Below are 12,668 nucleotides of genomic sequence, written 5' to 3' on the forward strand. Positions count from 1 at the left end.
GGCTCCACTTCTACAATCACCACCGAGCCCACTCCGCCATCGGCGGTCGCCCACCGGTCACCCGACTGACCAACCTCCCCGGACATCACAGCTAGTCGGCGGACACGGCCTCCCGGATGGCTTTCACGGCGGCGGTCGGGGCGTGGCCGGGGGGGACACCTTCGACGAGGATGAGGTCACCCTCGATGTGCCGCGTGCGCAGCGGTGCGATCTCCCGGTACGCGGGCGAGTCCCACCACGCTCGCGCCTCGGCGATCCCGGGGAAGCCCAGCATCACCACGGCGCCGGGCCAGCTGCCTTCTTTCACCTCGTGCGGTGTCGCGTGCACGAGGTAGTGGCCGCCATACGGCTCGAGGGTCGACGAAAGACGTTCCATGTAGTCCGCGATCTCCGGGTGCGCGGCGGCGTCCTGCAGGTGAGCTATGGCGTAAGCGGTCATAGCGTGATCGTGGCATGGCGATCGACCACAGTCGATTACCTGCCGGGTAAGCGGCGCTCGTCTCGCGGGAGAGTGCTGGGGAACCGACGAGCGGCAATACGAGCCCGCACAGAGCGCCCCGACACCGTGGTCACGGCTGGAACCGTTCCGTGGGCGCGGCGGTCGCCGTGCGGCCGTGCACCGGGAGGAGGTGCGGGCGTTTGGCGGTACGTCCGTCGCCGGAGGAGCGTCCGGTGAGCCGCCTACCGAGCCAAGGACCTAGGAAGGTTGCGGCCCAACGTATTTCGCTCCTCACCGTCGCCATTCGGGTGTCGGCGGGCAGCGGCGGCGTCAAGGGCGCGGCCCAGCTTTCGTCGGCGCCGGCTAGACCCAAGGCGTGGGCGAGAGCGTCGGCGATGCGCTGATGTCCGAGCGAGTTGGCGTGTAGCCGGTCGGTGCTCCACAGGCGGGGATCGGTGACGGCGGCGTGGTGGGCGGTTTCGGCGAGGACGACGCCGTGCCGTGCCGCCGAGGCGCGGATGCGCTGGTTGAGCGCGGTGACGCGACCGCCGAGCGGGCGCGCGAGCGGGGTGATGCGCGCGAGGTCGGGGAAGGTCAACGTCGCCACGACCGCGCCGTTGGCGGTGAGGGCGGCGAACATCGCGTCCAAGTGTCCGGCGACCTCGTCGGCGTCGAAATTCGGCCGCAGCAGGTCGTTGACTCCGGCGACCACGGTCGCGAGGTCCGGTCGCAGCGCCAGGGCGGCATCGAGTTGCTCGGCGCGGATCTGCCGGGCGAGTTTGCCCCGAACCGCGAGATTGGCGTAGAGCAGGCCGGGATCGGCCTGCGCGAGGCGTTCGGCGAGCCGGTCGGCCAGGCCGCGCAATCCGGTCCGGTCGTCGCCGTCGCCGACGCCCTCGGTCTGACTGTCACCGAGCGCGACATAGGTTCGGTAGGTCACAAGCCCAGCTCCACATCGGTGATCGGGTAGGCCACACACGAATGGGTGTAATCGAATCGAGCGTCGGAGAGCCGGAGTTTCGCCTCCTCGGCGTTGTGCACCTCACCCTTCAGAATCCGCACCCGGCACAGGCTGCATTCGCCGGAACGGCAGGCGGCCTCGGGACGAATACCGTTGTCTTCCAGAGCGTCCAGAAGTGGACGGTTGCGCGGGGTGCGGAAGGAGGTGTTGCCGACGGTGACGGTGACCTCCTGCGCCGGATCGATACCGGCGGGCCAGTGCGATTGGGCGGTGGGATCGCTGGGCGCGCCGTTGGCCTCGAAACGGATGCGTTTGCGCGGGTGGCCCAGCGCGGTGAGCTGCCCGAGGGCGTAGGGGTACAGCGCCTGCGGGCCGCACACGTAGACCATACGGCCGTCGAGTTCGCCCACCAGCCGGTCGATGGTTTCCGCGGTGAGGAAGCCGGTGGCTCCGGTCCAGCCGGCGGCGGGTTCGGCGATGACATGGTCCACGTCGATGCCGGGGTGGGTGGCGGCGATCTCGTCCAGTTCCGCGCCGAAGATGATGTCGGAGGCGTCGCGGGAGCCGTAGATCAGGTGGAAGGCGCGATCGAGACCCAGATCGGCGATCTCACGAATCATGCTCATGGCCGGAGCCACGCCCGAACCGCCCGCGAGAAACACCACGTCGTTGCCGTGAAAAAGCGGGTTGTGGTGGAAGGTGCCCATCGGGCCGGTGGTGGTGAGCACCTGCCCGATCTCGGCGGTGTCGACGAGCAGGTTGCTGACGCGTCCGCCGGGGACACGGCGGACGGTGAGGTCGTAGTGGGTCAGCCGGGACGGGCTGGAGGAGATCGCGAACGGGCGGCTGGTGCCGTCGATGAAGACGTTCACGTACTGGCCCGCCAGGAAGGGCGGCAGCTCGAACCGGTCGGCGCGCTCGAGTCGCAAGGTCTTGGCGGTGGCGGTCTCCTCGATGATCGCGGTGACCACCAACCGCAGCCGCTTGGGGTGGTAGGCGTCGATGGTTGCGCGTGTTTCTGCGGAGTAGTCGCGCGTATCGGGGACGCGGGCATCGATCTCGGCGAGGATCTCCGCCGCCCCGTCGAACCGTTCTGCGAGTGGGTGCTTCACGTAGTGTCCTCCGATCAGGCGGCTTTGGAGCGCAGGAGACGGCGGGCGACGCGCGCACCGGCCTCCAGGGTGGGCTGGAATCCGCCGATCCCGGCCCAGGAGCCGGCCAGATGGAGTCCGGGAACATGGGTTCGGCGTTCGCTGTCGCGGAACAGCCAGCCTTCGGTGGCGTCCTGGTCGTAGCCGTAGATCGCGCCGCCCGGATGCCCCAGGTAGCGCATCATGGTCAACGGTGTCGCGACGTCGACCTCTTCGATGGCGTCGCGGATGCCGGGGGTGATGGTTTCGCACAGGTCGAGCAGGGTTTCGGCGTAGGCGAACTTGGTGCGCGCGTACTCCGATGCGGCGATGTTCTTCCAGATGTCGGCGTACTGCAACGTCATCAGGCTGACGTGCGTGGCGCCGGCGGGCGCGAATCCGATCGGCGCGACATCGTAGGAGCTGACGCAGATGCCCCGCGCGGGCTCGAACGATTTCCACGCCCGGTAGGTGCGGTCGTCGTCGGCGTCCATGTTGACGAACGTCGTGCTGGTGGTGAAACCCAGTTCGGCCGGAGTCGCGTCCAGACCCATGTGCAGCACGAAGCCGGAGACACCGATTCGCCTGGTGGCCAGATCGTTGCGCACCTCGGCGGGCACGTCGATGCCTTCGAGCATGCCGTAGGTGGTCGGCAGTGACGCGTTGGAGACAACGTCGGCGGCGGTGACCTCCGAACCGTCTTCCAGCCGCACACCCAGAACCCGGCCGGATTCGGTGAGAACGGCCTCGGCGCCGGTGTTGAACCGCACTTCGCCCCCCGCGGCGAGGAAGGCGTCGAGGATGGCGGTGGACATCGCCTGCGACCCACCGCGCACATGCCAGGGCTTGAACTCGAAGTAGGCGAACAGTGTCAGCGCCAGATCCTGGAATCGCAGTCTCGACGGCGGCTGCCCGAGATAGGTCCAGTACATGCCAAGCGCGACCTTGATGCGGTCGTCATCGAAGAACTCGTCGAGCACGTCCTTCAACGGCCGCAATCCGTACTCGAACAGCACCGGGTCGATCTGCTCGACCGGCATCCTCCGCATGGCGGCGATCTGCCAGAAGCTCACCTGCCGGATCAGGTCGAAGAATTTCGCGGCCCGGTCGCGGTTGCCGGGGAACTCGGCCTCGATGGCGGCGACCGCGCCGTCCCAGTCCGCGGGCAAGGTGAGATCCAGCCGGCCGGGAATCACGGCACGATAGAGGTCGTGTTCTTGCACGAACTCCAGCTTGTCGGCGATGCCGAGTTGCTGGAACAGCCCTTCTCGCAACGACATCGGCTGACCATCGATGCCAACGCCGGACAGCTGGTGCAACGCGACCTCGAACTCGAAACGTCCACGGCGGAAGGATGTTCCGCAGCCCCCGGGAATATTGTGCCGCTCGAGCAGGAGGGTTCGCGCGCCCGCGCGCTGGAGGGTCGCGGCGGCGGTCAGCCCGGCATTGCCCGCGCCGATGACGATGGCGTCGTAGTCGCTCACGCTCCGGCGGCTTCCCGCTCGAGCTGCGCGGCGGCCTCGGCCTTGATCCGCTCGAACTGCTCACCCATACGCGCCGCGAGGGCCTGTGCCGCCGAGAGCGGACGCACCATGACCATGAAGTCGTCGATCTTGCCGTCCTCGTCGAAGTGCAGGAAGTCGCAGCCGGTCAGCCGCTTGCCGTCGACGGTGGCCTCGAACACGAACGCGTGATCACGACCGTCCGCATCGGCGATCTCGCGCACATAGCGGAAATCTTCGAACACGCGGATCACCGCGCGCAGGATGGCCGCGGTGATCGCCTTGCCCGGGTACGGCTGGAATGCCACCGGACTGGTGAACACCACGTTGTCGGCCAGCAGCGCCTCGATAGCGGCCTCGTCACGAGCTTCCACGGCTACGCGGAAGGGGTGCATCTCCCACCTCCTATACTCAAGAAATTTAATAGGTGACTTGAACCGTATCCAGGTCGAGTCGACCTGTCCATAGCTCGAAGGACAGATATTTGATTAATCTTCTCGAGTGGTAGCCTGAGCCGATGGCGCTACGTAACGCGGTGCTGGCCGCCCTGCTGGAGGGCGAGGCTTCCGGCTACGACCTGGCCAAGAGCTTCGACGCCTCGGTGGCCAACTTCTGGATGGCCACGCCCCAGCAGCTGTACAAGGAGCTGGAGCGGATGGCGGCCGATGGCCTCATCGAGACCCGGGTCGTGCAGCAGGAACGCAGGCCCAACAAGCGCCTGCACGCCATCACCCCCGCCGGGCGCGCGGCTCTCCACGAATTCGTCGAGAAGCCGGCCAAGCCCACCGCCATCCGCGACGAGATGATGGTGAAGGTGCAGGGCATGGACGTCGAGGACGCCCCCGCCGTGCGTGCCGCGGTAGCGGACAAGCTGGAGTGGTCCAAGTCGAAACTGGCCCGCTACGAACGCCTGCGTTCCCGGTTGCTGGACGGCCGCAGCGAGCAGGCGTACCTGGCCGAGGCCGAGCGGGTCGGCCCCTATCTCACACTGCTGCGCGGAATCTCCTTCGAGCAGGAGAACATCCGATGGGGAGAGTTCACGCTGTCGGTGATCGATCGGCGGATCGCCGCGCACGTGTGACCGTCGCGGCGAAAAGCCCGCACCACCAGTCGATACGGCGTTCTTTCTACACCGGGACTCGATCCGGTTCCGGTTCGCGGTCCTCGACCCGCTCGGTCGCGCTCGCCTGCGCGAGCGGACTTACCCGATGCAGCGCCGCGTATCCCACGCTCGCCGAGACCAGCGCGACGAATACCCCTAGGTTGCTGCTGCCCAGGCCACCCGCGCGGGCGGCAGGCGTGAACAGGTAGCCGAGCAGCGGGCCGACATGCGGATCGGGCGAGGTGACCAAGCCGAGCCCGGCGATGGTCGCGACGATCAGACAGCCGACTCCGACGCGGTTCACCTTGCCGTAGCCGCCGACCGGGCTGTACAGGGCCGTCCGGTCGTAGCCGACGCGGCGACGCTGCCACAGGTCGACCACGAAGATTCCGGTCCATGCGGCCATCACCACACCGGTGGTGGTCAGGAACGCCTGGAACGGAGCGAAGAACCCGGGGGCCGCGAATGCCACATAGCCGCCGGCAGCGGCGATCAGGGCCGCGTCGATCAGAACGGTGTAGTGCCGGGATATCCGGACGCCCAACGTCTGCAGCGCGAGCCCGGAGGAGTAGAGGCCGATGATGGAGCCCGACACGAAGCCCACCAGCGCCAGGATCAGGTAGGGCACCAGAAACCAGGTGGGCAAGTGGGCCGACAGCGCGCTGATCGGATCGGTGGCCGCCGTCGCCGCGATGTCCGGATCCCCCGCCGCGAGCACCGTGCCGAGTCCCATCAGAACGAGGGCGGGAGCGGTGCCACCGAACGTGATCCAGCCGACCAGCGCGCGTTTGCCTGCGGTGCGGGGCAGGTAGCGGGTGTAGTCGGCCGCGCAGTTGACCCAGCTCAAGCCCAGCGTGTTGGCGACCAGCATCACCCCGCCCACGAACGCGCCCACGCTGACCTGTCCGTGCGTCGCGAACGAGATCCTGGGCAGCGTCAGCACTACATAGACCACCGACAGCGCGGTGAATGCGAGGGCGAACCACTTCTGGATCCGCAGGATCACGTGACAGCCGTAGATTCCGATCACCGTGGTCACCACGATGACAGTGACGAGAGTGACGACCATGAGCGGTGCGGTGTCCATATCCGGGTCGAGCCGGTGTGCCACCGTGCGGGCCGCGAGGGTCGCCAGCACCGCCGAGAAGGTCTCCCATCCGACCAACGCCAGGTAGCTCAGCAGTGCCGGAATCTTGTTGCCGTGGAACCCGAACGCGGCGCGGCCGGCCACCATGGTCGCCGCTCCCCCTTGCTGCCCGGCCAGCGACACCAAGCCGAGCAGCAGGAAGGAGAGCACCGCGCCCACCGCCGCGGCCAGCGCCGCCACATGCCAGTCCAGGCCGAGCGCGGTGACGTACGGACCGAACGACACCAGGACCACATTGCAGCTGGTGCCCGCCCACGGCCAGAACAAGGCGCGTGGCTTGCCTCGACGTTCCTCGTCCGCGACCCATTCGGCGCCCTTGCGCTCGACGGACCAGTCCGACGGTTCTGCTGAACTCCCGACCATGTCGAATCCCATCGTCGAGGTGGGAGGAACCGCCGACCCAGTCTCACCACCGTGCACCTATATAACGTGCCGTTATGTGTTGGCCCATTATAAGTGCGAGAACGCCGATGGGGAACCAAAGTTGATAGCACAACCAAAACCGCAGCGCGGTGGCTTCACGGCGTTGGAAGCTCCCGTGGACTGGTGACAGATGAGCGGCCGTGCGGTCGTCAGCTCACTAATGCCTGCGGCGACAGTGTCTTCAGCATCCCGTTCGCCCAGCGCAGTTGCCGCAGCGTTTGCGGGTGGCAGCGCTGACAGAGGTCGACCAATTCGAGGTCCTGTGCCGCTTGGGCTCCTTGGGCCAGCAGTTCCCAGTCGAGGGACACGCCCGCCGCGACGCGGTGCAGACGGCGCAGATCGGCGAGCAGAAGCAGGGCCGGTTCCGGCCGACGGCCCAACCGGGCGCTCAGACGTTCCTGCAGAGCCGCGCCGAGGGCGTCGGTGCGGGGCTCGGGGCGCAGCTTCAGCCCGTATCGGCGGCTCGCGTCGGCAAGGTCGGCGATGTGGTCGAGGGACCAGCGCCGAATGTCCAACGCCACGTGCCGGATTTCGTGTTCGGTGACGTGGCGTGCGGAGATCGCGGACAACTCCCGGGCGAGTTTGCGCTCGGATCGGTGCAATTCGCGCAGCGCGATGCGGAGTTTCATCGGTTCGGGACCTCGAGCAGTTCGTCGTCGAGTGCCGCGGTCCCGCCCACGGTGGCGGCGATCCCCGACGTGATCGGCGCGGACGCGGTGGCGGTGGGGGCAGGCGCCGGATGCCCGTCGGCGCCCGCGAGCCGTTCGAGCTCGGCGGCGGCGGTCTTGAAGATCGGCTGTTTGGAGGCGGGATCCCAGTCGGTGATGGTCATTTCGTTGGCTGCCCGCTCGTGCTCGTGCGCACCTGCGGGATCATCCCAGTAGCCGTAGTGGAACGGCACGAACAGCACGCCGGTGCGAATGCCGGTGATTCGCGCCCGTGCCCGGATCGCGCCGCGTGGCGAGGAGATCCGCACCATATCGCCTTCGGCCACGCCGAGTTTCGTCGCGTCCTCGGTAGACAGTTCCACCCACACCCGCGGGGCGGCCGCCTGCAACTGCGGCGCACGCGCCGTCTTGGTGCGAGTGTGGAAGTGGTAGAGGGTGCGGCCGGTGATCAGGGCGAAGGGATAGTCGTCGCCGGGCTGCTCGTGCGGCGGCACATAGCGGGCGGCCTTGATGATCGCCTTGCCATCGGGATTGAGTGCGCGATACTCGGTCGGTTCCACCGGCGTTCCCGTGACCAGGTCCTTGCCGTAGCTTTCGCAGTACTGCGGGGAAGCGAAGAACTCGCCGTTTTCATACAGTCGCTCGGCCCCGTCGGGATGCTCGTCGTTGCAGGGCCATTGGATGCCGCTGCCGCCACGCAGGCGTTCGTAGGTGATCCCGGTGTAGTCACAAGGCCGCCCGGCACTGCACTTCTTCCAAGCCTCGAACGCCGATTCCGGGTCGCGCCACGGCGGCAATGGGTCGCCGTCTTTGTCCCGGAAGTCCATGCGCCGGGCGTAGTCGAGGAAGATGTCCAGGTCCGCTCGCGCCTGACCGGGTGGGTCGATCGCTTTGTCGGAGATGTGCACGGTCCGATCGGCATTGGTGAAGGTCCCGGTCTTCTCGCCCCAGGTCGCCGCGGGAAGGACGACGTCGGCGAGTTCGGCGGTTTCGGTGCGGAACAGATCCTGCACCACCAGAAACAGTCTCTCCTGAGCGAGAATGGACCGGATGCGACCCAATTGCGGCAGTGACACCGCCGGATTGGTGGCGCTGATCCACAGCATTCGAATCGTGCCCTGCTCCGCGTAGCGGAAGATCTGCATCGCGTGCGTCGGGGGCGCGTAGTGCGGAATCCGGTGCGTCTCGATATTCCACAACTTCGCCAATTCGGCGACGTGCTCGTCGTTGGCCCAATTGCGGAAACCGGCCAAGTCGCCGTCCGCCCCGCACTCCCGGGTGTTCTCGGCGGTGGGTTGGCCGTTCATCTGCAATATCCCGCACCCCGGCTTGCCGAGCATCCCGCGCAGGATGTGAATGTTGTTGACCTGCACCGCAGCCGCCGTCGCCTGGTGGGATTGGTAGAAGCCCTGCAACACGGTCGACAGCAGTCGTCGCGCGGTGCCCAGCAACTCGGCCGCCCTGCGCACGTCCGCGGCGGCGACGCCGCAGATCTCGGCCACCCGCTCCGGGGTGTAGTCGGCCACCGCCGAGGCCAATTCGTCGAATCCGACGGCGTGGGCGTCGATGTAGTCGCGGTCGATCCAGTCGTGCTCGATGATCTCGCGCAGCAATCCGTTCATCAGCGCGACATTCGTTCCCGGCAGCGGAGCCAGATGCACGGTCGCGGCCTTGGCTACGGGTGTCGGGCGCGGATCGACGCACAGCAACGCCGGGGGTTGCGCTCCGGCCAGGCGGTCGAGCATGCGCGTCCACAGGACGGTCTGGGTTTCGGCGACGTTGTGTCCGAACAACGCGATGACGTCGGCGTGGTCGACATCGGTGTAGCTGCCGGGCTGGCCGTCACTGGCGAACGACTCTTTGAGTGCCTGGGCCGCGGTGGCGGTGCACAACCGCGTGTTGCCGTCGAGATGGTTGGTGCCGATCGCCCCGTGCGCGATCACACCGAGGGTGTAGTACTCCTCCAGGAACAGCTGCCCGCTGGTGTAGAAACCCAGCGCACTGGGCCCCTGCTCGGCGAGCAGCTCCTTGCTGCGCTGGACGACGCGGTTCATCGCCGTGTCCCAGTCGGTCTCGACCAAGCGCCCGCCGACACGGATCAGCGGCCTGGTCAGCCGGTCGGGTGACGCGTTCGCCTGCCATCCGAACAGGTCTTTCGGGCCGAGCCGACCGTGATTGACCCGGTCTCCCGCGCGTCCACGGACCCCGACGATGCCGCCGTCCTTGACGGCGATGTCCAGCGCATCACCGTTGCTGTGCAGGATCGACGCCGACTGTACCCACTCGTCGACGTCCTGCTCCCGGACTCCGTCCGCCAGATGCATGTCCACGCGGGCGGGCCACGGCTTTCCCGGTTCGTACGGCGTCCGGTGGCCCCAGGGTTCGGCTATGCGGTCGTGCCTGATCACGACCCGCGCATACCCCACGCATGGTGCGGCAAACAGAGTCGGCGGGGTCGTGCCACACTGGCGTAGATGGAGCGAGCGAACGCTTTCCACGACGAGAGATCCGCACCCACCGCCGGTGGGGAGAGCACTCGCACGGTGATCGTCGCCTTCGGCGCGAACGTCGCGGTGGCGGTGGCCAAAACGGTCGCCGCGACGCTGTCCGGCTCGGCGTCCATGGTCGCCGAAGCCGCACATTCCTGGGCGGACACCGGCAACCAGATCTTCCTGCTCATAGCCAACCGTCGAAGCGCTCGCACCGCGGACGCGAAACGACCCCTCGGGTACGGACGCGAGGCATATGTCTGGTCGTTGCTGGCGGCGGTGGGACTGTTCGTCGCGGGCGCCGCGGTGTCGGTGTGGCACGGGATCACCGAACTGCTGCACGAAGGTCGAGGTGGACAGGATTACGCGATCGCCTACCTCGTGCTCGGAATCGCCTTCGTCTTGGAGGGAACCTCGTGGCTACAGGCCACGCGGCAACTCGGCGGCGAGGCGGAGAGCTTCGATCAAGACATCCTCGAGTACGTACTGAAGACCTCCGATCCGACTTTGCGCGCGGTTTTCGCGGAGGACAGCGCCGCACTGATCGGCATCGTCATCGCCTTCGCGGGAATGGGGCTGCACCAGCTCACCGGCGTGGCGGCCTGGGACGCACTCGGATCGGTGCTCGTCGGCGTGCTGCTCGGGGTGATCGCCGTAGTGCTCATCGACCGTAACCGGCGCTTCCTGACCGGTGAGCCCGCCTCGCCCGAACTCCGCGCCGCCGCGGCGGCCCGCATCGAGGAGATGCCCGAAGTGGCCTCGGTGCGCTTCGTGCGCCTGGAATACGTCGGCCCTCGGCAGGTCTTCCTCGTCGCGAGCGTCGACCTGGTCGGCGACCCGGCCGAGTCGAGCATCGCCCTCACGCTGCGCGCGCTCGAGCGCGAACTCGAACGCAACCCGCATATCGCCGACGCGGTCCTCACGATCGCCGCTCCCGAGAACGACTGAAGCCGAACCTGCCGCGCCCGCTCCTCTGGGAGCGGCGGATCATACGGCGACGGTGTCGGTTTCGCGTCGCACCGCCATGACCGGACCCGAGCCACGGACGAGTAGCCGGGCGGCGAGCGCGAGCACGGCGCTGATCACGATGGTGACCGCCATCGGGATTCCGGTCGCGGTGCCGCCGAGCCCGACCAGCGGGGACACCAGGGCGCCGAGCAGGAACTGGAGCGCGCCCAACAAGGCCGAGGCGCTGCCCGCGGCATGCGGGGCCCGGCCGACGGCCAGCGCGCTCGCCGTGCCGAGAATCGTCGTGAACGAGCTGACCAGGACGAACAGCACCGGCAGGATCAGCGCCGCCGAGGCGCCCGCGGCGAACAGAACCAGCAGCGCGACGCACAGGACCAGGATCACGCCCTGCCCGGCCGACAGGATCGACTGCGGGCGGAAACGCTTGGTCAGCCGCGAGCTGAGCACGCCGACGGCCATCATGCCCAGCGCGTTGACGGCGAAGACCACCGTGTACTCGGCGGTCGACAGCCCGAGCACGTTCTCGATCACGAACGGGGACGCCGAGATATAGCCCATCAACCCGGCGAAGCCGAGCGCGAACACGAGGGTGTACCCGAGGTAGCCGCGATCGGCCACCAGGGTCCGCACCACGCGGCCGGTGGTGGCGAGCCCGCCGACGTGGCGGTGGTCGGCGGGCAGCGATTCCGGCACCACGAGCAGGGCGCCGCAGAACATCGCCAGGAAGATCGCGCTCAGGACCCAGAACTCGCTGCGCCAGCCGACCGGAACCAGCGCACCGCCCAGCAGGGGCGCGACCACCGGCGCGATGCCTCCGATGCTGGCGAACAGCGTGAAGATCCGCGCGGCCGCCGCGCCGCTCACGCGGTCGGCCGCCACTGCGCGGCCGATCACGATCCCGGCCGCGCCCGAAAACCCTTGTGCGAAGCGCAGCACGACCAGCAGCCAGATGTTCGGCGCCAGCGCGCACAGCACCGTCATGACGGTCGCGGTCGCCGTGGCCAGCAACAGCGGCCGCCGCCGCCCGAACCGGTCGGACAGCGGCCCGATGACGAGCTGCCCCAGCGCCAACCCGATCAGGAAGGTCGTCAGTGTCAGTTGCACGCTCGACGCGCCGGTGTGCAGGTCGGCGGCCAACCCGGTGAACGACGGCAGATACATGTCGGTCGCGAACGGCGCCACCGCCGACAGCAGCCCCAGCACCACCAGCAGCGGTCCCGAGACCCCCGATGCGGTCGATTTCAGCACGACGACACCTCCAGATACTTATTTATGCATAAGTAATTTATCATGGAGGGTATGGGCCGTGAATCCGATCTGCGCGAGCTCGACGCCGCACTGCGAGAGCTCTCGCGCGCCGTACATCGCGCGGCCGAGCGCTTGACCCGGATGGAGCCGCTCACCCAGGCACAGGCCGAAGTACTCCGGGTGATCGTGCACGAGCCGGGTACCGTTCCCGGGCACCTGGCCGTGGTGACCGGCATGCGACCCAGCAACGTCAGCACCGTGCTGCGCCACCTGACCGAACTGGGACTGATCGAACGCGAGACCGACCCCGCCGACCGCCGCAGCAGCCGGATCCTGCCCACCCGCAAGGCGATCGAGAATGCCGCTCGCATCGACGCGGCGCGCACCCGCCTGGTTCTCGACGCGCTGGCCACCGTCGACGAGACCGAGGTCGGCAGATTGCTGGCCGCGGTCCCCGCCCTGCGCAGCCTGGCGCACGCCCTGCACGACCGTGGCTGACCACCTGCCGAACGATCAGCGCTGCGCCGGACCCGCCGTCCGAAGTGAGCGGCGATGCCGATCGGTCGTCGTCGTGGACCATGGCCGAGTAG

The 12,668-nt window shown here is 67.9% G+C and carries 12 protein-coding genes; 3 read left to right on the forward strand and 9 right to left on the reverse strand.

Going from position 1 to position 12,668, the window contains the following annotated elements; genetic code table 11:
• Positions 1-91 precede the first annotated feature (91 nt).
• The 5 genes from ACIHAX_RS33625 to ACIHAX_RS33645 form a co-directional block, all read right to left on the reverse strand.
• Entirely contained in the window at positions 92-439 is a 348-nt protein-coding gene (locus tag ACIHAX_RS33625; protein WP_397281623.1) for a DUF1330 domain-containing protein, read from the reverse strand.
• A 130-nt stretch (positions 440-569) separates the two neighbouring features.
• Positions 570-1,379: an SGNH/GDSL hydrolase family protein gene (locus ACIHAX_RS33630; RefSeq protein ID WP_397281625.1), complete on the reverse strand. Its 810-nt coding sequence runs from the start codon at positions 1,377-1,379 to the stop codon at positions 570-572.
• Positions 1,376-2,512 carry a 2Fe-2S iron-sulfur cluster-binding protein gene (locus tag ACIHAX_RS33635; protein ID WP_355081626.1) on the reverse strand — a complete coding sequence of 379 codons (1,137 nt, stop codon included), beginning with the start codon at positions 2,510-2,512 and terminating at the stop codon, positions 1,376-1,378. Before ACIHAX_RS33635 ends, ACIHAX_RS33630 begins: the two co-directional genes overlap by 4 nt.
• A gap of 14 nt (positions 2,513-2,526) precedes the next feature.
• Positions 2,527-4,014, reverse strand: a complete 1,488-nt coding sequence (locus ACIHAX_RS33640) for a phytoene desaturase family protein (protein WP_397281628.1) — start codon at positions 4,012-4,014, stop codon at positions 2,527-2,529.
• Positions 4,011-4,427 (reverse strand): nuclear transport factor 2 family protein, encoded by a 417-nt coding sequence (locus ACIHAX_RS33645; RefSeq protein ID WP_355081647.1) that lies wholly within the window; start codon positions 4,425-4,427, stop codon positions 4,011-4,013. The genes ACIHAX_RS33640 and ACIHAX_RS33645 overlap by 4 nt, the downstream gene beginning before the upstream one ends.
• A 122-nt stretch (positions 4,428-4,549) precedes the next feature.
• Between ACIHAX_RS33645 and ACIHAX_RS33650 the strand changes: the two genes are divergently transcribed.
• Positions 4,550-5,113 (forward strand): PadR family transcriptional regulator, encoded by a 564-nt coding sequence (locus tag ACIHAX_RS33650; protein ID WP_355080075.1) that lies wholly within the window; start codon positions 4,550-4,552, stop codon positions 5,111-5,113.
• Positions 5,114-5,159: 46 nt separating this feature from the next.
• Here ACIHAX_RS33650 and ACIHAX_RS33655 read toward each other — a convergent pair whose 3' ends face one another.
• The 3 genes from ACIHAX_RS33655 to ACIHAX_RS33665 form a co-directional block, all read right to left on the reverse strand.
• Positions 5,160-6,644 (reverse strand): cytosine permease, encoded by a 1,485-nt coding sequence (locus ACIHAX_RS33655; protein WP_364436461.1) that lies wholly within the window; start codon positions 6,642-6,644, stop codon positions 5,160-5,162.
• A 209-nt stretch (positions 6,645-6,853) separates the two neighbouring features.
• On the reverse strand, positions 6,854-7,333 hold the full coding sequence (locus tag ACIHAX_RS33660) for a hypothetical protein (RefSeq protein ID WP_397281631.1): 480 nt from the start codon (positions 7,331-7,333) through the stop codon (positions 6,854-6,856).
• Complete coding sequence (locus ACIHAX_RS33665) at positions 7,330-9,777, reverse strand: molybdopterin oxidoreductase family protein (RefSeq protein WP_397281725.1); 2,448 nt, start codon at positions 9,775-9,777, stop codon at positions 7,330-7,332. Before ACIHAX_RS33665 ends, ACIHAX_RS33660 begins: the two co-directional genes overlap by 4 nt.
• A gap of 69 nt (positions 9,778-9,846) precedes the next feature.
• Here ACIHAX_RS33665 and ACIHAX_RS33670 point away from each other — a divergent pair, with 69 nt between their 5' ends.
• Positions 9,847-10,809 carry a cation diffusion facilitator family transporter gene (locus ACIHAX_RS33670; protein WP_397281633.1) on the forward strand — a complete coding sequence of 321 codons (963 nt, stop codon included), beginning with the start codon at positions 9,847-9,849 and terminating at the stop codon, positions 10,807-10,809.
• A 39-nt stretch (positions 10,810-10,848) separates the two neighbouring features.
• Here ACIHAX_RS33670 and ACIHAX_RS33675 read toward each other — a convergent pair whose 3' ends face one another.
• A complete protein-coding gene (locus tag ACIHAX_RS33675; RefSeq protein ID WP_364436452.1) occupies positions 10,849-12,078 on the reverse strand; it encodes a multidrug effflux MFS transporter in 1,230 nt (409 codons plus the stop codon).
• 51 nt (positions 12,079-12,129) lie between these two features.
• Between ACIHAX_RS33675 and ACIHAX_RS33680 the strand changes: the two genes are divergently transcribed.
• Entirely contained in the window at positions 12,130-12,576 is a 447-nt protein-coding gene (locus ACIHAX_RS33680) for a MarR family transcriptional regulator (RefSeq protein WP_364436449.1), read from the forward strand.
• Positions 12,577-12,668: the final 92 nt, after the last annotated feature.

The organism is Nocardia sp. NPDC051929 (assembly GCF_044548645.1).
Classification (GTDB): Bacteria; Actinomycetota; Actinomycetes; order Mycobacteriales; family Mycobacteriaceae; genus Nocardia; species Nocardia sichangensis.